At 65.0% G+C, this 22,479-nt stretch carries 22 protein-coding genes; 11 read left to right on the forward strand and 11 right to left on the reverse strand.

What is annotated here, in order from left to right; translation table 11 throughout:
* Positions 1-55: 55 nt before the first annotated feature.
* Both F3J20_RS26125 and F3J20_RS26130 read right to left on the reverse strand, forming a co-directional pair.
* Complete coding sequence (locus tag F3J20_RS26125; RefSeq protein WP_167049633.1) at positions 56-1,117, reverse strand: alkene reductase; 1,062 nt, start codon at positions 1,115-1,117, stop codon at positions 56-58.
* An 84-nt stretch (positions 1,118-1,201) separates the two neighbouring features.
* Positions 1,202-1,504: a helix-turn-helix transcriptional regulator gene (locus F3J20_RS26130; protein WP_167049682.1), complete on the reverse strand. Its 303-nt coding sequence runs from the start codon at positions 1,502-1,504 to the stop codon at positions 1,202-1,204.
* Between the two features lie 315 nt (positions 1,505-1,819).
* On the opposite strand from F3J20_RS26130, the gene F3J20_RS26135 reads away from it, so the two are divergent.
* Positions 1,820-2,968, forward strand: a complete 1,149-nt coding sequence (locus F3J20_RS26135) for a hybrid sensor histidine kinase/response regulator (RefSeq protein ID WP_167049631.1) — start codon at positions 1,820-1,822, stop codon at positions 2,966-2,968.
* A 114-nt stretch (positions 2,969-3,082) separates the two neighbouring features.
* Here the strand turns inward: F3J20_RS26135 and F3J20_RS26140 are convergent, their stop codons facing one another.
* The 4 genes from F3J20_RS26140 to F3J20_RS26155 form a co-directional block, all read right to left on the reverse strand.
* Positions 3,083-5,680 carry a hybrid sensor histidine kinase/response regulator gene (locus F3J20_RS26140; RefSeq protein WP_167049629.1) on the reverse strand — a complete coding sequence of 866 codons (2,598 nt, stop codon included), beginning with the start codon at positions 5,678-5,680 and terminating at the stop codon, positions 3,083-3,085.
* Positions 5,681-5,696: 16 nt separating this feature from the next.
* Positions 5,697-6,932 carry a hypothetical protein gene (locus F3J20_RS26145; protein ID WP_167049627.1) on the reverse strand — a complete coding sequence of 412 codons (1,236 nt, stop codon included), beginning with the start codon at positions 6,930-6,932 and terminating at the stop codon, positions 5,697-5,699.
* Between the two features lie 366 nt (positions 6,933-7,298).
* Positions 7,299-8,642, reverse strand: coding sequence for a phospholipase A (locus tag F3J20_RS26150; protein ID WP_345889925.1), 1,344 nt, complete (start codon positions 8,640-8,642; stop codon positions 7,299-7,301).
* A 589-nt stretch (positions 8,643-9,231) separates the two neighbouring features.
* Positions 9,232-11,235, reverse strand: coding sequence for a bifunctional DedA family/phosphatase PAP2 family protein (locus F3J20_RS26155; RefSeq protein ID WP_167285077.1), 2,004 nt, complete (start codon positions 11,233-11,235; stop codon positions 9,232-9,234).
* Between the two features lie 195 nt (positions 11,236-11,430).
* Here F3J20_RS26155 and F3J20_RS26160 point away from each other — a divergent pair, with 195 nt between their 5' ends.
* Positions 11,431-11,787, forward strand: a complete 357-nt coding sequence (locus F3J20_RS26160) for a hypothetical protein (protein ID WP_167049623.1) — start codon at positions 11,431-11,433, stop codon at positions 11,785-11,787.
* Between the two features lie 34 nt (positions 11,788-11,821).
* On the opposite strand, the gene F3J20_RS26165 is transcribed toward F3J20_RS26160, so the two are convergent.
* Together F3J20_RS26165 and F3J20_RS26170 are read right to left on the reverse strand one after the other, a co-directional pair.
* The gene (locus F3J20_RS26165) at positions 11,822-12,055 is read right to left on the reverse strand and encodes a hypothetical protein (RefSeq protein WP_167285079.1); all 234 of its coding nucleotides are present in this window, start codon (positions 12,053-12,055) and stop codon (positions 11,822-11,824) included.
* Positions 12,056-12,156: 101 nt separating this feature from the next.
* Positions 12,157-12,627, reverse strand: a complete 471-nt coding sequence (locus F3J20_RS26170) for an Lrp/AsnC family transcriptional regulator (RefSeq protein ID WP_167049619.1) — start codon at positions 12,625-12,627, stop codon at positions 12,157-12,159.
* Positions 12,628-12,782: 155 nt separating this feature from the next.
* Here F3J20_RS26170 and F3J20_RS26175 point away from each other — a divergent pair, with 155 nt between their 5' ends.
* Positions 12,783-13,427, forward strand: a complete 645-nt coding sequence (locus F3J20_RS26175) for a LysE family translocator (protein WP_167285081.1) — start codon at positions 12,783-12,785, stop codon at positions 13,425-13,427.
* Positions 13,428-13,497: 70 nt separating this feature from the next.
* Here the strand turns inward: F3J20_RS26175 and F3J20_RS26180 are convergent, their stop codons facing one another.
* Positions 13,498-13,671 carry a DUF1289 domain-containing protein gene (locus F3J20_RS26180; protein ID WP_167049616.1) on the reverse strand — a complete coding sequence of 58 codons (174 nt, stop codon included), beginning with the start codon at positions 13,669-13,671 and terminating at the stop codon, positions 13,498-13,500.
* A gap of 173 nt (positions 13,672-13,844) precedes the next feature.
* Between F3J20_RS26180 and F3J20_RS26185 the strand changes: the two genes are divergently transcribed.
* Complete coding sequence (locus tag F3J20_RS26185) at positions 13,845-14,171, forward strand: YnfA family protein (RefSeq protein ID WP_167049679.1); 327 nt, start codon at positions 13,845-13,847, stop codon at positions 14,169-14,171.
* A gap of 116 nt (positions 14,172-14,287) precedes the next feature.
* On the opposite strand, the gene F3J20_RS26190 is transcribed toward F3J20_RS26185, so the two are convergent.
* Positions 14,288-14,797: a DUF1993 domain-containing protein gene (locus tag F3J20_RS26190; protein WP_167049615.1), complete on the reverse strand. Its 510-nt coding sequence runs from the start codon at positions 14,795-14,797 to the stop codon at positions 14,288-14,290.
* A gap of 322 nt (positions 14,798-15,119) precedes the next feature.
* Between F3J20_RS26190 and F3J20_RS26195 the strand changes: the two genes are divergently transcribed.
* From F3J20_RS26195 to F3J20_RS26220, 6 genes are all read left to right on the forward strand, one after another.
* On the forward strand, positions 15,120-16,679 hold the full coding sequence (locus F3J20_RS26195) for a S53 family peptidase (RefSeq protein WP_167049613.1): 1,560 nt from the start codon (positions 15,120-15,122) through the stop codon (positions 16,677-16,679).
* 242 nt (positions 16,680-16,921) lie between these two features.
* Positions 16,922-18,589 (forward strand): peptidase S1, encoded by a 1,668-nt coding sequence (locus F3J20_RS26200; RefSeq protein WP_167285083.1) that lies wholly within the window; start codon positions 16,922-16,924, stop codon positions 18,587-18,589.
* Between the two features lie 238 nt (positions 18,590-18,827).
* Positions 18,828-19,520, forward strand: a complete 693-nt coding sequence (locus tag F3J20_RS26205; protein WP_167285084.1) for a hypothetical protein — start codon at positions 18,828-18,830, stop codon at positions 19,518-19,520.
* Positions 19,521-19,685: 165 nt separating this feature from the next.
* Entirely contained in the window at positions 19,686-20,036 is a 351-nt protein-coding gene (locus tag F3J20_RS26210) for a hypothetical protein (protein ID WP_167285086.1), read from the forward strand.
* Positions 20,037-20,379: 343 nt separating this feature from the next.
* Positions 20,380-20,538: a hypothetical protein gene (locus F3J20_RS26215; RefSeq protein WP_167285087.1), complete on the forward strand. Its 159-nt coding sequence runs from the start codon at positions 20,380-20,382 to the stop codon at positions 20,536-20,538.
* Positions 20,539-20,543: 5 nt separating this feature from the next.
* Positions 20,544-20,810 (forward strand): RNA-binding protein, encoded by a 267-nt coding sequence (locus F3J20_RS26220; protein WP_167049603.1) that lies wholly within the window; start codon positions 20,544-20,546, stop codon positions 20,808-20,810.
* A gap of 135 nt (positions 20,811-20,945) precedes the next feature.
* Here F3J20_RS26220 and nadE read toward each other — a convergent pair whose 3' ends face one another.
* A complete protein-coding gene (nadE, locus tag F3J20_RS26225; RefSeq protein ID WP_167049601.1) occupies positions 20,946-21,806 on the reverse strand; it encodes an ammonia-dependent NAD(+) synthetase in 861 nt (286 codons plus the stop codon).
* Here nadE and F3J20_RS26230 point away from each other — a divergent pair.
* A complete protein-coding gene (locus F3J20_RS26230; protein ID WP_167285089.1) occupies positions 21,805-22,038 on the forward strand; it encodes a hypothetical protein in 234 nt (77 codons plus the stop codon). The genes nadE and F3J20_RS26230 overlap by 2 nt on opposite strands.
* The last annotated feature ends 441 nt before the right edge of the window (positions 22,039-22,479 follow it).

The raw sequence follows: 22,479 nt of genomic DNA on the forward strand, positions 1-22,479 counted from the left end.
ACGGGTTTGACGGCAGCGGCGGTCGGCCCGCGCTGCCGCTGATGCCACCCGCTGCTTACTGCACTTCTTCCAGCGTCGGATAGTCGGTATAGCCGACTTCGCCGCGCGCGTAGAACGTGGCCGGATTCGGCTTGTTCAGCGGCGCGTCGGTCTCGAAGCGGCGCACGAGGTCCGGGTTCGCGATAAACAGCTGACCCCACGCCACCGCATCCGCTTCACCGGCGTCGAGCACCTGCTGCGCGGTTTCTTTCGTGAACTTTTCGTTCGCGATGTACGGGCCGCCGAATGCCTTCTTCAATTGCGGGCCGAGGCGGTCCTCGCCGAGCGCTTCGCGCGCGGCGATGAACGCGATCTTGCGCTTGCCGAGTTCGCGCGCGACATAGCCGAACGTCGCGGCCGGGTCCGAATCGCCCATCGTGTGCGAATCGCGGCGCGGCGCCAGATGCACGCCGACGCGGTTTGCGCCCCACACGCCGATGCACGCGTCGGTGATTTCGAGCAGCAGACGCGCGCGGTTTTCGATCGGGCCGCCGTAAGCGTCGGTGCGCTTGTTGGTGCTGTCCTGCAGGAACTGGTCGAGCAGATAGCCGTTCGCGCCATGTATTTCGACGCCGTCGAAGCCGGCGGCCTTGGCGTTTTCAGCGCCCTTGCGGAACGCTTCGACCACGCCGGCGATTTCGTCGAGTTCGAGCGCGCGCGGCGTCACGAACGGACGCTCGGGGCGCACGAGGCTCACGTGGCCGCCGGCCGCGATCGCGCTCGGCGCGACCGGCAGTTCGCCGTTCAGGAACACCGGGTCCGAAATGCGGCCGACGTGCCACAGCTGCAGGAAGATCTTGCCGCCCGCATCGTGCACGGCCTGCGTGACGAGCTTCCAGCCTTCGACCTGTTCCTGCGACCAGATGCCCGGCGTTTCCGCGTAGCCGACGCCCTGCGGCGTCACCGAGGTCGCTTCGCTGAGGATCAGGCCGGCGCTCGCGCGCTCGGCGTAGTGGCGCGCCATCAGCGCGTTCGGCACGCGGATTTCCTCGGCGCGCTGACGCGTGAGCGGCGCCATGATGATGCGGTTCGACAGCGTAAGGTCGCCAATTTGCAGCGGATCGAAAAGAGTCGGCATGAGAGTTCACCTTTGGCGGCGGGCCGGGCCCGACGCCTTGAAAGACTGCGTGAAAAAGGAAGCGCGGCGATGCGAATACGCTGCTCAGAGCTGCGCGTTCATGTGTTCGAGGAACGCCTGAATGACGGGCTCGTTGCGCTTGAAAAACACCCATTGGCCGACCCGTTTCGACGTGACGAGCCCCGCGCGCTGCAGCGCGGCGAGGTGCGCCGACACGGTGGACTGCGACAGTCCGCAACGTTCGTCGATCATGCCCGCGCACACGCCGTGCTCGAGCGGGAACTCCTGATCGGCGAAATGCACGCCCGGCTCGCGCAGCCAGCCGAGAATCTCCCGGCGGACCGGATTGGCCAGCGCTTTGTGGATCGCGTCGAAATCGGGCGTCATCTGGATCGTTTTCAAGCTGATTCGACAACCGGCACACGGAACGCCGAAGGGCGCCCGCGCGATTGCATCGCTACAGGACGAATTATATATCGTAATTTGACGATATGCATGAAGCCACTACTGCCAATGGGGATGCCTAAGGGCCAACGGGCGGCGGCCCCTGGTGCCATTGCACCAGGCATCGATGCGCCTCGCATAGAGGGACGATTCGCACGGCACGCATGGGTTCACGCCGCGCCGCCGCTTTGTATATGATCCTCGCGGGGACACCTGTTCAATAATCGGCGGCAACAACCGCTATTCGTTGGGAAAGCAATGAGTGACACGACGCAGCCACCGTTTTCCGTTCTGTTCGTCGACGACGAGGAGATGTCGCGCAACCATTTCTCCCGTGCGATTCGTGCCGATTACTGCGTGCACGTCGCGCAGAGCGCGGACGAGGCGATCGAGCTGCTCGGCACGCACGGCGCCGAGATCGCCGTGCTCGTGACCGACTACCGGATGCCGGGCCGCGACGGCGACGACCTGCTGCGCCAGGTCGCGCAGGAGTATCCGCAGATCATCCGCATCCTCGTGACCGCCTATGCGGACAAGGACATGCTGCTGCAAACGGTCAATACCGGCGACGTCTTCCGCATTCTCGAAAAGCCGCTGCGCACGGAGAAGGTGCGCGAGGTGCTGCAACTGGCGATCGCGCGCTACGCGGAACGCGAAACGCGGCAACAGCGTCTGCTCGCGATGGACGAAACGCTGGCCTTCCTCGCCCATGAACTGAACACGCCGCTCGCGGCGATTTCGCTGTTCGCGCGCTCGGTCGAGAACGACGTCGCCGAGCAGTACGATCCCGACCGGCAGAAGGAGATCGGCGACGCGGCGCGCTCGATGCTCGACAACGCGCAGTATTGCCTCACGCTGATCTCGTCGTTCTGGGCGACCGTGCACAAGAGCGGCGGCCAGCCGTCGGCCTCGGAAACGGGCGGGCGCGAGATCAAGGCGACCCGGCTGATCGCGTCGCTGCTCGACACCTACCCGTTCGTCGGCACGCAGCGCGACTGGATTCGGGTCGACGTGCAGGGCGATTTCGTCGTGCGCGCGATGCCCAATTGCGTCGCGCTCGTGCTGTCGTCGCTGATGTCGAATGCGTTGCGCGCGCTCGGCGACACGGCCGCACCGTCGCTGTGGCTCGAAGTGGTCGAGAATCCGGAGCCCGAGATCCGCCTGCGCGACAACGGCCCCGGGATCGCGCCCGAGGTCAAGGCGCGGCTGCTGCAGGACCCGGTGACGACCTATGCCGGAGCCGGCGGGCATGGCATGGGGATGATCTTCTGCAATCGCATCATGCAGTCGTTCGGCGGGCGGCTCGGCGTCGAATCGACGGTCGGAGAGGGCACCACGGTCACGATGGGCTTTCCGAACCTCGGCTTTGCCAGCCTGACGAGCCGTGCCGAGGGCGCGGGCGATTGAAATGAGCGGGGGGTGTGCCGGGTTGCGTCTGGTTGAGCCGGGCTGAACCCGGCAACGCTACGCGCCGTCACGCACCATCGCGCACCATCACGCGCCGCTTACCCTCGGGCACGCTCAATCGCTCATCGCATCGCGATGATCGTGCCGCGCGTTCGCCGCTGCATGGTGGCGCTGCAGCGCATCGGCCGAACGCGTGCTCAGCACGCGGATTTGCGCGAGCCAGTCGGTTTCGAGCGGCCACTCGCCCGCGATCACGCGCGGATATATCTGCCGCGCATAACCATGCAGCGCCTTTGCGCCGATGTTGCCGCTGACGCCGAGCAGCGCATGCAAGGCCACGTGCGTCGCCTTGAGGTCGACGGCCGCGGTGCTCGCCACGAGCTGCGTCACGAGCGTGCGGATCTGCTCGATACCGTTGATGAACGATTCGTCGAGCAGATCGAGCGCGGCCAGTTCTTCGAGATGTTCCTCGTCGAGCAGGTTGTCTTCGGGCACGGCCGCAAGCGGGCTCGCGGGAGTGATTGATGCATCTGGCATCGTCGGCGCGAGCGGCGCGTCCGCGGGTTCCGTCTGCGTGGCTGCGGCGAGGCTCGCCGCCGCTTGCGCGGCGCCTTGACCATGCGTGCCGAACTGGCGCGCGAGACATGCATAGAGCGCGCCGGCCTGCACCGGTTTGATCATCACTTCGTTCATGCCGGCTGCGAGACAGGCCTGGATCGATTCGGAGTCGGAATGGCTCGTGAGCGCGATGACCGGCACCGTGGCGTAGGCGTCGGTACGCGCGCGGATCGCCTTCGTCGTGTCGATGCCGCTCATGCCCGGCATGTTCATGTCCATCAGGATCGCGTCGATAAAGCCGTCTTCCTGCAGGCGCGTCAGCACGGCCTGGCCGTGTTCGGCCTCGACCACGCTCGCGCCGCAGCGCTCCAGATAGGCCTTCGCGACGAGCCGGCTGTAGGTGTCGTCGTCGGCGACGAGGATTGAGCGGCCGATCAGGCCGTCGGGCCGCAGCCCCGCATCGTGCCGCGTGCCGTTCTCGAACAGCGCCTGCAGCGCGGTGATCAGTTCCTGCACGCTCGACGTCTTGCTGATGATCTCGTCCATGCCGGCGCGGCGCGAGCGCAGGCGCACCGCGTTGCCGGGCTCGGCGGTATAGGCCGCGATCAGCACGTTGCGGTTCGGACATTCGCGCTCGGCGCGAATCCGCTCGGTCGTCGCATAGCCGTCCAGGCCCGGCATGCTAATGTCCATCAGCACGAGGTCGTAGGGCGACGCGCGGCGCAGCGTGGCGAGCGCGACTTCGCCGCTTTGCGCCTCGCTCACGTAGGCACCGGCCTTGGTCAGCACGCGGCGGGTGCGGGCACGCAGCGTGTTGTCGTCGTCGACGACGAGCACGCGCTTGCCGCGGAACACCGGCATCGCGCGCTCGAAGATCCGCCGCTCGTGGTCCGCGACTTCCTCGGCCGACACGGCCGGAAAGCTCAGCGTGAACTCGGTGAACTTGCCGACTTCCGACTGGCATTCGATGTTGCCGCCGAACGCGCGCATCGCGCGCTGGCAGTAGGCGAGCCCGAGCCCCGTGCCGCCCGAATTGCCGGCCGTGCGAAACGGCTCGAACAGATGCGGAATAAGCTCGGCGGCGATGCCCGCGCCAGTGTCGCGCACGATCACCTTATTGCGCTCGACGATCAGCGTGAGCGTGGCCTGCGGATACGGGGCAATGTGATAGAGCGAGTTCTTGATCAGGTTGAACAGCGTGAACAGATAGACCGTTTCGTCGACCTTGAAGATGAAGTCTTTCCTGACGGCGATGCTGATTTTCGCGCGCTCGTTGTCGTTGTCGAAGCCGTATTCCTCGAGCGCCTTGCGCGTGGTGGCCGCCGCGTGCAGGTAGCTCAGGCTGTCGGAGCGGATCGATTTCGCGCTGACTTCGTCGAGCGTCATCGCGATGATGCGCAGGCCGCGCTCGATCGACAGCTGCCCCTGGGCGAGATGGTTGTACAGCACGGACGCCCGGCCGTGCGTGAGGGTCGTCGCTTCGCCGGGCTCGGTCACGGCGGGCAGCGCTTCCTGGACGCGGTCGAGCACATGGCGCAGCTGGCTCAGCGGATTGCGCATTTCATGCGCGATGGAGCCCGCGAGCGCCTGCAGCGCGCGATTCTTTTCGACGAAGATGCGTCCCTTGCTGATCGCGTGGCTGAATGCCATGCTGCACAGCACGACCACCGGCAGCAGCGCGATATTCGATTTGTCTTCGGCGCTGAGCACGACCGGGTGCGGCGCGCTGAGCACCGCGGCGAAGCCGCCGGAGAACACGCCGATGCCGATGCAGGCCATCAGCAGCAGCGGATTGTCGATGCACAAGGCCAGAATGAAGATCATCATGACCTCGGTCATCATCCACATCGTGGAGAAATCGTTTCTGACCGTCAGAAACGTGCAGACGAACGGCAGCACGTAGATCAGGCAGCAATGCCAGTAGATCAGCAGATAGTGGTTGTCGCGCTTCGGCCAGCGCGACTGGAACAGCAGCGGAATGCACACGGCCGCCGCGCTGAGCCGCAGCATCAGGTTGTCGTAGGGCTGCGGAAGGATGTAGGTCCAGACGACGTAATAGATGGGGTGGCACAGGAGGCCGAGTGCGCCTCCCCACCGGATCGCAAACCTGCTTCTTTCGAGCATATCCCGCATCGTTTCGCGTGATATCGCCATCAGGCCTCCGTTCACGTTACGACCCCATCAACTCATGCGTATTGAATCGATGCGCTTCCAGTCCCTCGAGGCTGACCGGCGCGCCGTTCTTGCCGTGGAACGGACCGACCGAAAAGCCGTTTTTCTTGAGGAGACTGTGAGTATAAGAGACGGACCACACGGGCGGGCTGCCAATGATGAAATCGGAGGCGATACCTTCCTGCCAGGCCGAATAGCCTTCGGCGAAGCAGGTGTAGCAGTCGCGCGTGGACGGCAGCCGGAACGGGAACGCGGTATCGAGTCCGGCCGGGCCGCGGGCGAAGCATTCGATATAGAGCGTATGGCCGCGCGAAGCGAGTTCGGCCTCGACGCTCGCCGCGCGCGGATGCGAGTCGTCGATCCAGAACTGCGCGCGCTTGAGATCGGCGGCGGTGAGGTAGGGGACGCTCGTGCTGCTCGCGAGAATCGCGCCATCGAAGGCGGGCAGTTGCGTATCGGGGCTGAACGTATGCACCGAGACCTTCGACTTGCCGAGCAGGTCCGACGCGAGCAGTTCTCTCGCCTGGTCGATCAGCAGGTTCATCTTGTCTGGCAGGTCGATCAGGATCAGTTCGCGCGGCGCGTCCTTGTAGAGCAGATACTTGGCGACCGTCGTACCGAGCCGGCCGGCCGCGCCGAACAGCGCGAGCTTCGTCTTGCCGAATTCGAGGTCGAGCTGGTCGCAGCAGTGCATCGCCCAGTCCTTGAGCATCGCGGCGGTGGCCGCGTGGCCGGTCGTGATGTGAGGCGGCTTGATCGGGCGCGGCAGCGCGCCGTAATTGCACGCGTACGGCGTCGAGGCGCCCATCGCGATCATGCCGAGTCCCGCTTCCCGGGCGAGTTCGAGTGCCGGAAAAAATTGCGTTTCGCGGAAACGCTTGATGCCGCGCGGACTGCCCAGCCACATTTCGAGCGGCACCGGGCACGCGATATTGGCGCCGATCACCTGTGAGCCCGAATAGATCGGCGAGGCGATAAAGGGCTTGGTATTCCAGAGTTCCTCTTCGAACGATTCGCTCCGGGGACGAACGTTGTGAAAAGAAAATGAAAGCGTTTCCCAGTCGGTGGCGTGAAACAGAAAGCCGACGCCGCCTTGGCGGCCCGGCAGATTGTCCCGGATCTGTTCCGGGTGAATTTCGTTCTTGAGGATCAGCGGTGCACTATTTCGATGCACGACTAACCCGGCTTGCCCGTTGGAAATGGTCGACACGTCTTTAAGGAGAGCAGTTTTCATTGGTTTTTCCTTGGAGTTTGAATGTACGCTGGCGAATCAGCGCGGCGTGGCCAGCCCGGATTGACCGGCGACCCTTCAACTCTAGAGAAATCCGCGGCAGTGTGCCCGTCTGTTCGTGCACACAGGATTCACAAGCTACTTAATTATTGACGTGCCCCGGAAGATTGCAATTCGCTTTGGGCGAACTTCGGTCGGGCTGAATGAGCTTCAAGTGAGCTTCTGGTGAGCTTCCGGTCGGGCTTGAGTTGGGATCGGGGAAGAACCCGGGAGAACTTTCGATCAGCTTCCGGCACGAGGTGGCGCCGTTATCGACGAAAGAAAAGGGCCGCGTGCGGCCCTTCGTCTGCATGGCTGAACAACGTCGGCTTAGCGCGTAATGCTATAGCCGATGCGCGCAATCCAGCGGTGCTGATTGTAGTCGAGAATGTCTTCTCCGTATCCTGTGAAGAACCCGACCCACAGGAAGCCGCCCCAGCGGTTATTGATGAGCTTCGCCAATGGATAGGTGAACTGCGTATCGATACTGCCTTTGCCGCCCTTCATGCCTTTGCGAAGCGTCGTCGCGATTTGCCAGCTGTCGGTGCTGCCGTATTTGAGCAGCAGGTCCATATAGCCGCGATAGTCGGTGATGTCGTGGTTCTCGCCGGCAATATGGGCGTAGTAGTAGACCTTCGGCGCCACGGTCAGATGGTTGCCGTTGAGGTCGCCGAAATCCCAGATCGGCTTGACGAAGAAGATGTCGATGCCGCGCGATTCGGGACCGTCGCGTCCATTCGACTCGTGTTCGTAGCCGGCCATCAGCCCCATCTTGCTCCACCGCTTGCTCTTCCAGCCCGTGTCTTCGAGGTAATAGAACAGCGCCGGCATATAGCTCGTGTCGCGGAATGGCGCGGAGTACGCGCCGAGATCCCACAGCGAAGTTTGCGTATAGCCGAAATAAAGATTGTCGGCGAAGCCTCGCGAGCGCGGATCGTCCGGCGTGACGAGGCGGAACTTGAAGCTCAGCTGGAATTTCGCGAGGTTCTCGCCATTCGAGCCGTCGGCGAAATACATGGGCTCGTAGGCGGAGAAGCGGCTGAGGAAGCTGTTGATTTCGGGCACCGGCGCGGCGGGGTGCGCCGGTGCCGGCGACGATGCGATCAGGCTGGTTTGGGATGGTTCGCTCTTCGAAACGCTTGCCGCAGCGTCCGGCGTACCGTCAGCCGACGCGAGCGCCGTGCCCCTGCCGCGCGGCGCTCGCGTGAGCAGGACGAACGAGGGCGACACGTCGAGATCGGGCACGTCGATCTTCATCGCGCCGCGCGCCCATTCGGGCCACGCGCCGACATAGCGGACCGCCTTGAGTTCTCCCGCGGCGAGCTTCAGATGATCGGGCGCGCCGCTTTCGCGCGCGAGCGCCAGCGGCCTCGGTATCACGTCCGGATTGCTGAGCGAGATATTCAGTTGTGCCGGAACGTCGACCTCGGTGCCGTTGGGTGCGTCGCCGGAATAGACGATCGTGACTTCGAGCGGACTATTCGCGAGCGCTTCTCGCGGCGGACGCAATACCGAAACGCCGGCAACGCTATAAGCGGAGTAGCCGGCGCCGAACATCAGCAGGCTGATGCAAAGAGATAGCCTGGGAGTGAGTCTGGAAATACGCGAGCGGTGGCTGCCGAGTACTGCGGATTTGCGGTCTTTCTTCATGCTGGACGTCAATCGATTCCGCACACGGGACTCCTATTGATCTACGAATTCAGGTCGCTTCGAGACGATAACGTCAAAGTGTGCAATTGGGCAAAAAAATAGGGTGGGTATCTGTGGAATCAGTTTGATTTTTTCTCGCTATATTGTGAATTGCGCGAGTGAATAAGAATGGGCCATGCGGTGGAAAGAGCCGGGTGGAAACGATGGAATGGGAGAAAGCGCGGGACAGCAGCGGTAATGGTTTCTCACTGCTTTTCATTGCGTCTTTTCGTTGCATTTGTGCAACGGAGATTCGCGTGACATATGTCGCATGCGGTTGCCGGTTTGCAATCGGTACGCGCGAATCGCGGCACGAGTCATTCCCCGTATGGCAATTACCGCGTAATTCGCTTTCTGGTTTTTTCGCGGTCATTCATTGCGCGATCAATTGCGGCAAATGACTTGTGGCAAATCGTGCCGATCGTGATCGATCGGAAAAGCCCATGCTGAGGTCACCGATTGCAATACGCGAATTTCCAATGGCGCTCGGGCGCCGACATGTTTTTCCGTTCGTCTACGCACGGCATATCGTCTATGCGCCGCATATGACGCAACAGCCGCTTTGTCCGTGAACTCAATTTCCCGGCGAAACGAGCAGCGACACCGGCACGCCGTGACATGCCACTTCCGCGAGAACCGTCGCACCGAGTGCCGCGCCCGATTTCGCGCTTGCCGCGAGCGCGGTCGTTTCCTTGTCGATGCGCAGAATGTTGATCGGCCACGATGGCCGCGACAGCCGTTCGTGCGCCAAAGCGCCGACCCACAGCGGCGCGGCCGAGGTGCCGTTGTCGACCGCATAGCCGCTCGGCCAGAAGCGCAGCACGTAGCGTTCCTCGCGCGACTCGCCCGGCCGCATGAACACCAGCGACGACGGCACGCCGTTGTCGAGCTTCGGCAAGACCGGCAGCGCCACCGCCGCGACATCGGGCGAGGCAAGCGAGAGCAGGCTGCGCGCCGATACGTCGGTGCCCTCGATCCAGCCCTGCGCGCGCAGCCGGTCGCGCATCGTGGCGGGCTCCGACACCCATTGCAGCGTGAACGGCTCCTTGCGGTCGCCACCCATGTCGGAGCGAAAACAGGGCAGCCGCTTCCATTCGGACATCCGCCATGCCGCCTCGGTGAGCCGCACGGGCGGCGGCCGCGGCGTGCTGTCGGGCGGCGTGGGCGCCTCGACGCCGAGTTGCGCGGCCACACTGAACGCCACGACCGCGAGCATGACGAGCGGCATCAAGCGGCGTTGCGGCGGCGGCTGCGGATGCCGCCAGATCGCCGTCAGCGCGACGATCGCGACCCAGCCGCAGGCGAGCGCCGCGCCGCCGATCGCATCCGACACCCAGTAGCGGCCGAAGTACACGCCCGCGAACGCGACGACGATCACGGCGAGCGTGCTTGCGCCCGCGACCAGCACGCCCTCGATCTTGCCGACCCGGCGCGCGAGCAGAAACGCGAGAAAGCCGTAGACGATCACCGTCGCCGCGACGTGATTGCTCGGAAACACGTAGTGGCTCGTCATCAGTTCGTTGGGCGGCGCGCGGCGCATCGCCAGTTGCAGGCCGAGAATCAGCAACTGCGAAAACGCGACCGCCGCGAGCCAGTAGCCGATCGTGCGCCAGCGCCGCTCCCATAGCATCCACAGCGCGACCGTGACGATCAGCGCGCTCAGCGTGATGCCGCTGCCGAGCGTCGCGAGATGGGCCAGCACCGTGTCGCCCCAGGGCGTGCGCACCGATTGCAGGAAGCGATAGACCGACAGATCGACGGTGGTCAGCGGATCGCCGCTGACGACATCGCCAAGGACACCGAAGAAAAGCACGCCGGCCACGAGCACGAGCAGCGAGGTCACGACGATGCTGGTCGCGTCCGGCGCATCGGGATCGAGCATGCGGCGCGCGGCGCGGCCGAGTGGCCCGGGATGGCGGCAGGCCCAGTTGCCGAGATGGCGGCCCGCCGCGCTCGACCACGCGTTCGCGTGCGAGACGAGAAAGCTCGCACCGCGAAAGCTGAGCCAGACGATGCATACGAGCATCGCGATGATGACGACGAGCCGGAACGACACCGCGCCGGCGAGCAGCACCGACGCGCCGAACACGACGCCCGGCAGGATATGCGCCGGCGCCCACAGCAGCGCCGAGAGCACGTTGATCGCGTAGAAGCGCAGCGGGCTCATGTCCATCATGCCGGCGACGACCGGCACGATCGCGCGCAACGGGCCGATGAAGCGCGCGAGCACGACGCTTTTCGAGCCCTGTTTGAGAAAGAAGCGCTGGCCCGCGACAAGCAGCTCGGGGTGCCGGCTCAGCGGCCACATCTGGGCGATGTGCTCCTTGTAGCGGCTGCCGAGCCAGAAGCTCATGCCGTCGCCGGCGACCGCGCCGAGGATCGCCCAGACGAATACCCAGGCGAGGCTCAGCGCGCCGGTGCCGGTTAGCGCGCCGGCGAGGAACATCGCGGTGCTGCCGGGGACGAACGTGCCGATCACGGCGATCGCTTCGAGAAAAGCCGCCAGGAACACGACCGCGAGCATCCACGCCGAGTGGCCGGCAAGCAGATGCAAAAGGTGGATGTAGGCGTGCTCCATCGTGCTGCGTCGTGCTCCCGCGCGTGCGCGCTCGGCCGGTCTGCTGTTACGACCGATCATAACGCGCGCGGGCACGCTCCGTGCGGGTGCAGCGCCGCTGCACGCGTTGGGCGGCGGGCTCAGAATAGGAGGGGAGCGTGCGGCGCTATCGGCGTCGTGCCGTGGGGTCGATGAAATCGAAGCCAGGGGTGAGTCATGAGAAGCGGAACAGGTGGGATCGCGCGAGCGGTGATGGTTGCGGTGGTGCTGATGGCGGGAACCGCGGAGGTGGGATGGGCCCAGCAGTTGGGCAACCCGGGCGGCGGCGCGCAATCCGGCGAATCGGGCGGGAGCAGCGGCACGGGGCACGGCGCGGCCGGCATGGGCCTCGGCACGGGTGTCGGCGGCGGCCCGGCGCCGGGCGTGGGAACGTCGCCGGGCACGGCGTACGGCACCGGTTCAGCCGGCGCCGGCCCCGTGCTCAACGACATGCGCGCCAACGGCACGGCCCTCTATATGAACCCCGATCCACGCGCGCCGAACGTGAGCGGCAGGGCGGCGCCGCTCAGATAGCGTCGCGCGGGGCGCCGGGCCGGCCGGCTCCGGCTCAACGATTGCCGTCGAGCAGATCGCCGAGCATTTCGTCGAAGGCGGCTTGCGCGTCTTCGAGTTCCTGCAAGGCGGCGTCGAACGTTTGCAGGGCAAACTGCGTGGGTTTGCCGGCGCCGGCCGGCGGGAATTGTGTCTGCAGCGACGCAAACGCCGTCTGCACCCGCTTTGTCGCGGTCAGCACGCGTTCCATCGCGGCGGTTTCTTCGGCTCGCGCCTTGTCGTGATCCATGAAAACTCCGGTTCGTCGGGTTGCATCGGAGCGGCTCGCGCCGCTTCGCAAGAGGGCTTCAAAGGCGTGACTATGCCACGTTCGCGTTGATGAAAGCGGCATCAGGAAAGCGGCAGGCCGCCATACGGCTTCACCTCGCGCAACGATAACGACGACTCCACCGAGGTCACGCCCGGCAGACTGCGCAACTCGTCGCGCATGAACGCGCCGTAGTCGTCGAGATCGCGCGCGACGACCTGCAGGATGTAATCGGCGCTGCCCGACACGTTGTGGCACGACAGGATGCGCGGGATCGCCTGCACCTCGCGCTCGAAGCGCGTCGCGGTCGCGCGGTCGTGCACCGCGAAGCGCACGTAGACGAACGCGACCACGCCAAGGCCGAGCGCGGCGCGCGACAGCATCGCGCGGTAATGATCGATATAGCCGTCGTTTTCGAGGCGTTTCAGACGCCGCGCGCACGGCGTTTCGCTGAGGCCGACCGTTTCGGCGAGCCGCGCATTCGGCATGCGGCCGTCGTTTTGCAGCGCGGCGAGGATGGCGCGGTCGGTTTTGTCGAGATCGGCGGCGGGCATGGTTTCGGGGTATCGGCGAGGGGTGGGGGAAAGCTCGTTAAAGTGAACAAATATTAGCGCATTCCGCTTCAAATGAAAGTTTGGGATCGGCAATTCGCCAGCAAACACTCTGCCGCCGATAGCAAGATAGAGCCTCTAAAAACAAGGAGGCTTCCATGATTTCCGCTCACCTGCTGGCCGTGTATATCGCGGCGTTGTTCGTCGTTTATGCGGTGCCCGGGCCGGACATGGCGCTGATTCTGCAAACCAGCATCGCGCGCGGCGTGCGCAGCGGCTTCGCGGCGGCGGCCGGGCTCGGACTTTCGCGCGCCACGCACGTGACGCTCTCGGCATGCGGGATGGCCGCGCTGTTGCGCAACGCGCCGTGGCTGTACGACGCGGTGCGCTACGTCGGCGCGGTTTATCTCGCGTGGGTCGGGATTCAGATTTTCCGCTCGCCGGGCTTCGCTTTGCCCGACGAGGGGCGTGCTGCCGTGGCGTCCAATGCCGCTGCGGCGCGTCCGTTGTGGACCGCGTTCATCAAAGGCTTGCTGACGAATCTGCTGAACCCGAAGGCGCTGCTGTTCTGTTCGGTCCTGCTGCCGCAATTCGTGCGGCCGGAGGCGGGGCCGGTCGCGCTGCAGATGATCGAACTCGGCGTCGTGCTGCTCGTGACCGGCGCATGCTTCGACGCGCTATATGCGACCGGCGCCGCGCGCATCGCCAGCTGGATGCGCGCTCATCCGCTCGCGCAGACCTTGCAGCGCTGGACGTTCTCGGCTGCGCTGATCGGATTTGCGCTGCGGCTTTCGCTCGATTGAGGCGGTGTCGCGAGGGCGGCGGGGCAGCGAAGCGAAGACGCTGATGCCCCGCGGCGCCGTTCACTGTCGCTCACTTCTTCAGCTTGCGCTCGCGCCGCGGCTGGTCCTCGATAATCTTCCTGCGATGCTTGTCCTTCATCTTCTTCCAGGTTTTGCATTCGTCGCGTGTGCGCATGCAGCCGATGCAAAAGCCGGTTTTGTCGTCGAACTTGCAGATGTCGATGCAGGGTGACTCGATGCTCATAACCGATAGCCGTCAGGGTTGAGGTAGCGCGACTGTCGCATGCGCCATGTTCGCGGCGCCAAGTGATTGTGTTAATAAAGCCGATAGCGGCGCGGGCCGTCTTACTTGCCCGCGCTTCACGGATACCCCGCCGCGCCGCGCGCGGCGACACAATGGCTTGCTTCCCTTCATCGATGAAAACCTTCCTGCTGTATGTCGTGACCGCCGTCGCCGAAATTCTCGGCTGCTATCTGCCGTGGCGCTGGCTCAAGGAGGACGGCTCCGCGTGGCTGTTGCTGCCCGGCGCGCTGAGCCTCGCGCTGTTCGCATGGCTGCTGACGCTGCACGGCACCGCCGCGGGCCGTGTGTATGCGGCTTACGGCGGTGTCTACGTGACGGTGGCGATTGCGTGGCTGTGGGGCGTGGACAAGGTGCGGCCCACGCTCTGGGATGCGGCAGGCGTCGCGCTGACGCTCGCCGGCATGGCGGTGATTGCGTTCCAGCCGCGCATCCACGCCTAGCGCCTCGCTGCATAGGGCGCCGGCGCGCGGCGCGGCTTGGCTGGGGTGGTCTCGCGCCGGTCTGCTGCTGCTCCGATGCCGACTGGCTTCAGGCGGGGACCCGGCGGCCCGCCTCCTTATTGCATCGTACCCAGATAATCGAGCTTGCCGAGTTCGACGCCGTTGTGGCGCAGGATGTCGTACGCGGTCGTCACGTGGAAATAGAAGTTCGGCAGCACGAAGCCGAACAGATACGACATGCCCGTGAATTCGAGCGGGCCCACCCGCATTTTCAGCGTGATGGCGCGCGTTTCGGAACCGTCGATCTGCGCGGCGTTGAACTCCTTCAGATAATCGATCGTCTTTTGAAGGCGGGCCTGCAATTCGTCGAACGTCTGTTCCACGTCTTCGAATTTCGGCGGCTCGACGCCGGCCAGCCGCGCGGCGCAACCCTTCGCGGTGTCGCTCACGATATAGACCTGACGCACGAGCGGCAGCATGTCCGGCGCGAGCCGGGCGTTCGTGAACACCGAGGGCTCGATCTGCTTCGCGGCCGCGTGCGCCTCGGCTTTGCCGAGGATGGCTTGCAGGTTCGTGAGACCGCGAATCAGCACAGGCAATGATGCTTGATACATCGAAATTGACATGGGTTCCTCTGATTTTCTCGATCGTGCGCGCGGGCCGGCGCGCGAGGCAACAATGAAGTGGCTGGAATGCCGCTGAAGCATCATAGCGCGCCGCACGTGCGATGCACATTAGCCATTCGGCCAACTGCCGCGCGCGCCGGAACTGTGCTCGAATGCCCGGGTCGGACGGTTGAACGAAGTCCTCGAACAGCAACTTGCCGCCGCGGCGTGAAACGAGGCCAGGCGGCAAGGCGGCGCGCGCGCAGGCGCGTGGCGTGCTGAGGTGCAACCGGGCCGTGCGCGCACCGTGCGGGCCCGCCACGCTAACAGGAGAGTCGACACCATGGTCAACAGGCACCCATTGCCGGGCAGCGAGCGCACGGTCGAGCAAGGCGTAAAGGTCGTCGGGCAATGCGATCCGACGGAGCGGATCGAGGTTTTCGTGATGCTGCGCCGCCGGCAGCAGGCGCAGTTCGATGCGCTGATGAGCCGGATCGAGGCCGGCGACCCGAGCGTCAAACCGCTTTCGCGTGAAGCGCTCGCGCAAGACTACGGCGCCGCGCCGGACGATATCGCGAAGGTCGGGGCGTTCGCGGCCGCGCATGGTCTGACGGTTGTGCGTGAGGACCCGGCGGCGCGTCTCGTCCTGCTGAGCGGCACGATCGCGCAGTTCCAGAGCGCGTTCGAGGTCGCACTCGCGCATTATCAGCATCACACGGCCGGGCAGTTTCGCGGCCGCACCGGCACGATCAGCGTGCCGGACGATCTGCACGGCGTCGTCGAGGCGGTGCTCGGGCTCGACAACCGGCCACAGGCGCGGCCGCACTTCCGCATCCGGCCGCCGTTCGTGCCGGCGCGCGCGCATCAGGCGTCGTTCACGCCGCTGCAGCTCGCCTCGCTCTACCAGTTTCCACAAGGCGATGGCGACGGCCAGTGTGTCGGCATCATCGAACTCGGCGGCGGCTATAACACGTCCGATCTCACGGCGTATTTTTCGAGCCTCGGCGTGGCCTCGCCCAACGTGACAGCGGTCGGCGTCGATCAAGGCGGCAATCGGCCGAGCGGCGACCCGAACGGGCCCGACGGAGAGGTCACGCTCGACATCGAGATCGTCGGCGCGATCGTGCCGCGCTCGACCATCGCCGTGTACTTCACGCAGAACAGCGACGCCGGTTTTATCGACGCGGTGAGCCGCGCGGTGCACGACACGGCCAATAAGCCCTCGGTGATTTCGATCAGTTGGGGTGCGCCCGAGTCGGTCTGGACCAGCCAGTCGATGCAGGCGTTCAACAGCGTGCTGCAGTCGGCGGCGGCGCTCGGCGTGACGATCTGCGCGGCGTCGGGCGACAGCGGTTCGAGCGATGGCTCGGGCGGCGGCGATCAGGTCGACTTCCCTGCATCGAGCCCGTACGTGCTCGCGTGCGGCGGCACGCAGCTCACCGCGTCGGGCTCGTCGATCACGCGCGAGGTGGTGTGGAACGACGGCGAACAGGGCGGCGCGAGCGGCGGCGGAGTGAGCCAGGCGTTTGCGGTGCCGGTGTGGCAGAAGGGCTTGTCGGTGACGTCGCCGGGCGGCGGCAGCGTGGCGCTCGGCGGGCGCGGCGTGCCGGACGTCGCGGGCGATGCGTCGCCCGTCACCGGCTACAGCGTGCTGATCGACGGCACGCAGACGGTGATCGGCGGCACGAGCGCGGTCGCGCCGCTATGGGCGGCGCTGATCGCGCGGATCAACGCGGCGAACGGGCAGCCGGCCGGTTTTGTCAACGCGAAGCTCTACAAGGCGCCGGGCGTCTGCAACGACATCACGCAGGGCAACAACGGCAGCTTCGCGGCATCGGTGGGCTGGGACGCCTGCACGGGACTGGGCAGTCCGATTGGCCAGAAGGTGGCGGCCGCACTATAGTCAACAGGCTGGCGGCGACAGTCGGCAACGGTTCGCGATACGTGGCGGACCGCCGGTAGAGGACGTGAAGCGAGGAAGTGAAGCCGGCAAATGAAGCGGGCAAATGAAGCGCGGAAGTGAAGAAGCGCGGATGTAAACCGAGGATACAAGGCGAATACGCGAAACAAGGACGCGAAACAAGGACGTATAGCGAGGACGTAAAGCGAAGACGCGGCACGTTAAATCGAACCCATGGAGCGATCATGACGAACACAGAGTCTGCTTCCGGTAGTCAGCATCCGTCGCACAACGCATCCACCGAGGCCACGGCGGCTGCGGTCACCACCAGCGAGCCGCACAAGGCCAAGGCCGGCGACCAGCCGTTCTTCGATCCGGTCGCCTACGGGAACGGGCCGGACGATTCGGTGACCGAGACGGCGGAGACCGCCGCGGTTACGCATCACGCGGTGACGATCGGCGGCAGGAAAATCAACTACACGGCGACGGCAGGGCATCTCGTGATCGTCGATCCGAGCAGCTCGCAGCCCGAAGCGCGGATGTTCTACGTCGCGTTCACGCAGGACAACCAGAAGGAAGAAACGCGGCCGGTCACGTTCTTTTATAACGGCGGACCGGGGTCGTCGTCGGTGTTCGTGCTGCTCGGCTCGTTCGCGCCGCGCCGCATCAAAACGTCGATGCCGAGCTTCACGCCGCCCGCGCCGTATGCGATGGAAGACAATCCGGACAGCCTGCTCGACAAAAGCGACCTCGTTTTCATCAATCCGGTCGGCACCGGCTATTCGGCGGCCATCGCGCCGAAGAAGAATCGCGACTTCTGGGGCGTCGATCAGGACGCGGATTCGCTCAAGCAGTTCATCAAGCGCTTTCTGACGAAGAACAACCGCTGGAATTCGCCGAAGTATCTGTTCGGCGAATCGTATGGCACGGCGCGTAGTTGCGTGCTCGCGTATCGCCTGCACGAGGACGGCGTCGATCTGAACGGCATCACGCTGCAATCGTCGATTCTCGACTATACGCAGGCCGGCAATCCGGTCGGCGCGTTGCCCACCGCGGCAGCGGACGCCTGGTATCACCGGAAGCTCGGCGTCGCGCCGCGCCCGACCGATCTCGGCGCGTTTGCCGAAGAGGTCGCGCAGTTCTCGCGCACCGACTATCTGGCCGCGTTGCGCAAGTTTCCGACCACCGATTCCGCGACCGTCGAAAAGCTCAGCGAATACACCGGCATCGACAAGACGACGCTGCTCGCGTGGAGCCTCGACATCGCGGGCTACGACAGCCGCGGCAATTCGCTGTTCCTGACCACGCTGCTCAAGGCGCAAGGTCTCGCGCTCGGCGAATACGACGGCCGCGTGACCGCGATCGAGACCGGCATTGCCGGCAAGATCGATCCGAACTCCGGCGGCAACGATCCGACCATGACCGCCGTGACCGGCGTCTACACGACGATGTGGAACGTGTACCTGAACGAGCAGTTGAAGTACACGTCGAATTCGTCGTTCACCGACCTCAACGACCAGGCGTTCAAGTACTGGGATTTCAGCCATATCGATCCGACCGGCGCGCAGAAGGGCGTCGACCCGAAGGGCAACATCATCCTGTACACGGCGGGCGACCTCGCGGCGGTGATGGCGCTCAATCCCGACCTGAAGGTGCTGTCGGCGAACGGCTTCTTCGACTTCGTGACGCCGTTCTATCAGACCGTGCTCGATCTCCAGCAGATGCCGCTGCTCAGCCAGCAGGTGCGGCAGAACCTGTCGGCGCGGTTCTATCCGTCGGGGCACATGGTCTATCTCGACGGCGGCTCGCGCACCGCGCTGAAGGCCGACCTCGCGCAGATGTACGAGCAGACGCTCTCGAATGAACCGGCGCTTGGCCGGATTCGCGCGTTGCAGGCGCGGGTCGCGAAGTAGCGGCGGGGGCTGCCGCAGTGGGGCGTGTCGATTTTCGTCGTTGCTCGCCTCGCGCAGGAACTGCCATGAAACAGGGGCTTCCAGTCGGCCTGGCCGCCTGTTGCCGCGCACGTTAATGGGCTCATGATCCCGGCTCGCGTCGCAGGCGTGTGCCGGGCTTTTATACCTAAGCATATTGAATATGTTTTAATTGCCCTGCGAATTGAACTACCGCGCGCCTCCGCCGGCGCGCCGACGAATGAATGCAGGTATGGCAGACACGCGTCGCAGCCGTTTTTTCCGCGACGTGACCCGCAGCAACGACGACGCTCGCGCGCCGCTACTCGCGCGCGCGAGCGGTGTTGCCCACCCCGCTCCGAAGGCTCGGCGCGCAGCGCGGCTGGGCGCGAGCTTTATCGTGGCGCTCTGCGCGCTGCATATCGGCGACGCCGCCGCGCAGGGCGGCACGATGCTCGATGAGCGCGTCACGCAGCAATCGATCGGTGAAACGATTTGCCGCGCCGGTTACGCGGATGCGGTCGCGCCGCCTTTCGACGAACTGATGGCGCACAAGGATCGCATGCTGGCCGCGCGCGGCATCGATGCAGACGACGGCGTCGCGTTCGCGCTCGACCGGCGTGTGCCGGTCGTGCTCGGCGGTTCGCCGGACGCGCCGGCCAATCTCGATCTTCGGCCGTGGGCCGGTCCGCAGGGCGAGCGTCGCAAGGCGCGCGCGGCGGTCATGCTCAAGCACTGCGTTTGCACGGGCCAACTGAGTCTCGCGCAGGCGCAGACGGCGATCGTCGGCAACTGGTCGGCGCTTTATTCGGGCTTCGGCCGGGCCTCGTGCGACATGAGCCGGCTTGACGTCGCGGCCGGCGACGCCAACGACGACGCAGGCGAAAACGACAGCGCCGACCGGCGCGGCGAGGCGCACGAACGCGCGCCCTGAGCGCAGGGTTCGAGGCCGCGCGTGCGCGTGGCCGACAGGCCGGATCGGTTTGCATCGTCCGGTTGCGCGCGCTTTCGCGAGAATCCGCCGTGCGCACGTCCATGCGAGTTGCCCGTGCGAGCGACAGTTCGCGGTTCGCTATCCCCAATTTTTCGGAGAAACACCATGACCCATTCCCGTCTCGCCGCCGTGGCGCTCAGCATCGCCGGCCTGTGCGGCAGCGCCGCTGCTCTCGCCGCCGAGCCCGCTCATTGCGCGCGTGCCGACTCGCTCGTGATTCGCGGCGACGTGCCCGCGGCGATCAGCTTCGACGTGTACCGGCAACTGCATCCGCTGAGCGCGCAGCGCATCGCGTTGTTCCAGGCGGCCGGCCAGGTGAAGCCTCTGCCCGATGGCCTGCCGGTGTGCCAGATCGTCGACGACGGTGTCGACGATCCGTCCGCGGTGCTGGTCCGCCTGCCGAAAGGCAAGAATGCGTGGTGGGTGAACGCGACCAACGTGCAAGCGGCGGACTGATCGGCTCGATCAGCCCGCCTTTTGCGCACGTCCCCCGCGGGATGCCGTCCGCGACACGCTTTGCTTTGCGCCGTGGCGGTGCGTGTTTGCCGCAGCGAGTAGCAGCCGGTGGCAGCCAGTAGCCGTCGATAGCGGCCGATCTTGGGCTGAACCGTAGCAGTCGCGCCGGCCGGGCATGCACCGTGCTGAATCCGCCGATGTTTTTCTGTTGTTGGCGCGGCCGATTCAGGTACAGTGCATTGACGGCGACGTTTCACCGTTTCCCGCAGCACGGTTGCGCCGCGCTGCTGGTGTCGAAGATGGCAATCCTGACAACAGGACGAAATTCGCAGAGGAGATTTGAATGATGGCCTTCTATCTGTCCTTGTTCGCTTTGGCTGTCGCGGGCGCGGTCCTGATCCGCGAACTCGCCGCCGCTCGGGCGAAACAGCGCGCGGCGCTGCGGCCGGTGCGCGTCGAAAGCGCGGATCGCCGGACAGGCCGCCACGCGCGTCGAGGGTAGGCCACATGAACCTGACCGTGCGCAATATCGCCGAATCGTGCAGCGAGCAGGAAGTACGGGAGTTTCTGAAGCGCGAACTCGGGCATTACGCGAAAAACGTCGAAGTCGTGGACGCCGGCAAACCCGGCGCCTACGCAATGGTCGAACTGGACGCCAACGTGCCGTATGTCGGCGACGTGATCGCGCGGCAGATTCAGGGCAAGCATCTGGGCGGCCAGCCGCTCGAAGCGAGCGCCGATCTGTTCAGCGACGAACCGCCGCCCGAGCGCTAAGGGCGTCACCCGGTACCCCGATTCCCGGCGGGCTTCCTGGATAGCGTCGACGACGGCGGGGATGCGCGGCCAATCGCGCATCCCCGCCGTTTTCATTGCCGCGCATCAAGCGCCCCGCGCCTCAGCCGCCGGACGTTATTTCTCGTCGTGCCGCGTCGGCCAGTCGAACGGCGTATACGGCAGCGCCCGCTTGTGATGCGTCGCTTCGTAGAACCGCAGAATCACCGCGCGCGCCGCATCGCTGACCGGTTTGCCTTCGAGGAAGTCGTCGATCGCATCGTAGGGGATGCCGTAGGCGTCTTCGTCGGGGCGCAACGGACGCAGCATTTCGAGGTCGGCGGTCGGCACCTTGTGCGCGAGCGCCTCGGGCGCGCCGAGCGCTTGCGCCACCGCGCGCACGCGGCGCTTGTTGAGGCCCGCGAGCGGCAGCACGTCGGCGCCGCCGTCGCCGAATTTCGTGAAGAAGCCCATCAGCGATTCGGCCGCGTGGTCCGTGCCGATCACGACGCCGGCCCGTGCGCCGGCCACCGCGTATTGGGCGATCATGCGCTGGCGCGCCTTGATATTGCCGTGCACGAAATCCTGCTGCGCGCCGTCCTTGAATAACACGCCGCTTTTATCGAGCGATGCGAGCAGCGCATCGGCGGCGGGTTGGATATCGATGGTGAGATTTTCGTCGGCGCGAATGAAGCGTAATGCCTGCTGGGCATCGGCTTCGTCGCGCTGTATGCCGTAAGGCAAACGTATTGCGACGAATTGCGCATTGTAATTATTCGCGCGCAAACGTTCGACCGCGAGTTGGGCGAGACGTCCGGCCGTTGTCGAATCGACTCCGCCGCTAATTCCCAGCACATAAGTTTTCAGGCCGCTGCTACGCAGATAGTTCGCGAGAAAATCGATCCGGCGCTCGATTTCATGCTGTGCGTCGAATTCCGCGGCAATGTGCATTTCGGCTGCAATGCTTGCCTGGCGGGCGGCTGGATCGTGTTGGACCATGATTGTTCTGACTCCTCGCGCAACGGTTAAGTATCGAGCCGCATCACGGTGGCCCGGAAAGGTTTTTTTAGCGGATGAACCGGCCGATCGTTCCACGGTTTTATTTCAGGGATTCGATTTAAATCAGGTCATGGCGATTTTCCGCTTCACACACCGCTTGCCGAAATTTGTCAGCCGCTTCGCAGAATTCGAAAATCGGCTGTATTTTCATCGACATGCAGCCATGCGCTGAGTAATATCGTCGTTCCGCGCGCTGCGCTAAAGCGGCGGGCAATCAATAATAATCATGTTTGCTCTGATACGCGATAAACGACCGGGATTGGCCTGGCCAGCCTGAACTGGAACATGCGGCTTCCGTCCCGGTGGTGCGTCGACGCGAGATGATCGAGATGCCGTTTTCATACCGCACGCCAGGTGCGAGTCGTGTTGCGCATGCTGCTCGTCGCAGCCTGGCGCGCGCCGTTGGCGTGTTGGCATGCGCAGGGACGTGTGTTGGGACGTGCGCGTTGCCGGCGCAGGCGGCGAGTGCGCCGGGTGCCGCAAGTGCGGCGCCGGGGCATGCGGTGTCGGCCGTGCCGGCAACGCCTGCGGTAGCGAAGGCGACAACGCCTGCCGCGAAGGCGCAACCCCCGGCGTCGCGAGTCGCGGCGGCGCATCCCGCCAATCGGCCGTC

Source organism: Paraburkholderia sp. Cy-641 (assembly GCF_011752945.1).
In the GTDB taxonomy this organism is placed as follows: Bacteria; Pseudomonadota; Gammaproteobacteria; order Burkholderiales; family Burkholderiaceae; genus Paraburkholderia.

Bases quoted from the DNA above. Each gene is read 5' to 3' on its own strand.
- F3J20_RS26210 (WP_167285086.1), top strand. From the start codon at position 19,686: ATGACCCATTCCCGTCTCGCCGCCGTGGCGCTCAGCATCGCCGGCCTG.
- F3J20_RS26215 (WP_167285087.1), top strand. From the start codon at position 20,380: ATGATGGCCTTCTATCTGTCCTTGTTCGCTTTGGCTGTCGCGGGCGCG.
- F3J20_RS26220 (WP_167049603.1), top strand. From the start codon at position 20,544: ATGAACCTGACCGTGCGCAATATCGCCGAATCGTGCAGCGAGCAGGAA.
- F3J20_RS26190 (WP_167049615.1), bottom strand. From the start codon at position 14,797: ATGTCAATTTCGATGTATCAAGCATCATTGCCTGTGCTGATTCGCGGT.
- F3J20_RS26130 (WP_167049682.1), bottom strand. From the start codon at position 1,504: ATGACGCCCGATTTCGACGCGATCCACAAAGCGCTGGCCAATCCGGTC.
- F3J20_RS26185 (WP_167049679.1), top strand. From the start codon at position 13,845: ATGAAAACCTTCCTGCTGTATGTCGTGACCGCCGTCGCCGAAATTCTC.
- F3J20_RS26155 (WP_167285077.1), bottom strand. From the start codon at position 11,235: ATGGAGCACGCCTACATCCACCTTTTGCATCTGCTTGCCGGCCACTCG.
- F3J20_RS26195 (WP_167049613.1), top strand. From the start codon at position 15,120: ATGGTCAACAGGCACCCATTGCCGGGCAGCGAGCGCACGGTCGAGCAA.
- F3J20_RS26175 (WP_167285081.1), top strand. From the start codon at position 12,783: ATGATTTCCGCTCACCTGCTGGCCGTGTATATCGCGGCGTTGTTCGTC.
- F3J20_RS26140 (WP_167049629.1), bottom strand. From the start codon at position 5,680: ATGGCGATATCACGCGAAACGATGCGGGATATGCTCGAAAGAAGCAGG.
- F3J20_RS26230 (WP_167285089.1), top strand. From the start codon at position 21,805: ATGATTGTTCTGACTCCTCGCGCAACGGTTAAGTATCGAGCCGCATCA.
- F3J20_RS26145 (WP_167049627.1), bottom strand. From the start codon at position 6,932: ATGAAAACTGCTCTCCTTAAAGACGTGTCGACCATTTCCAACGGGCAA.
- F3J20_RS26135 (WP_167049631.1), top strand. From the start codon at position 1,820: ATGAGTGACACGACGCAGCCACCGTTTTCCGTTCTGTTCGTCGACGAC.
- F3J20_RS26170 (WP_167049619.1), bottom strand. From the start codon at position 12,627: ATGCCCGCCGCCGATCTCGACAAAACCGACCGCGCCATCCTCGCCGCG.
- F3J20_RS26205 (WP_167285084.1), top strand. From the start codon at position 18,828: ATGAATGCAGGTATGGCAGACACGCGTCGCAGCCGTTTTTTCCGCGAC.
- F3J20_RS26160 (WP_167049623.1), top strand. From the start codon at position 11,431: ATGAGAAGCGGAACAGGTGGGATCGCGCGAGCGGTGATGGTTGCGGTG.
- F3J20_RS26180 (WP_167049616.1), bottom strand. From the start codon at position 13,671: ATGAGCATCGAGTCACCCTGCATCGACATCTGCAAGTTCGACGACAAA.
- F3J20_RS26200 (WP_167285083.1), top strand. From the start codon at position 16,922: ATGACGAACACAGAGTCTGCTTCCGGTAGTCAGCATCCGTCGCACAAC.
- F3J20_RS26125 (WP_167049633.1), bottom strand. From the start codon at position 1,117: ATGCCGACTCTTTTCGATCCGCTGCAAATTGGCGACCTTACGCTGTCG.
- F3J20_RS26165 (WP_167285079.1), bottom strand. From the start codon at position 12,055: ATGGATCACGACAAGGCGCGAGCCGAAGAAACCGCCGCGATGGAACGC.
- nadE (WP_167049601.1), bottom strand. From the start codon at position 21,806: ATGGTCCAACACGATCCAGCCGCCCGCCAGGCAAGCATTGCAGCCGAA.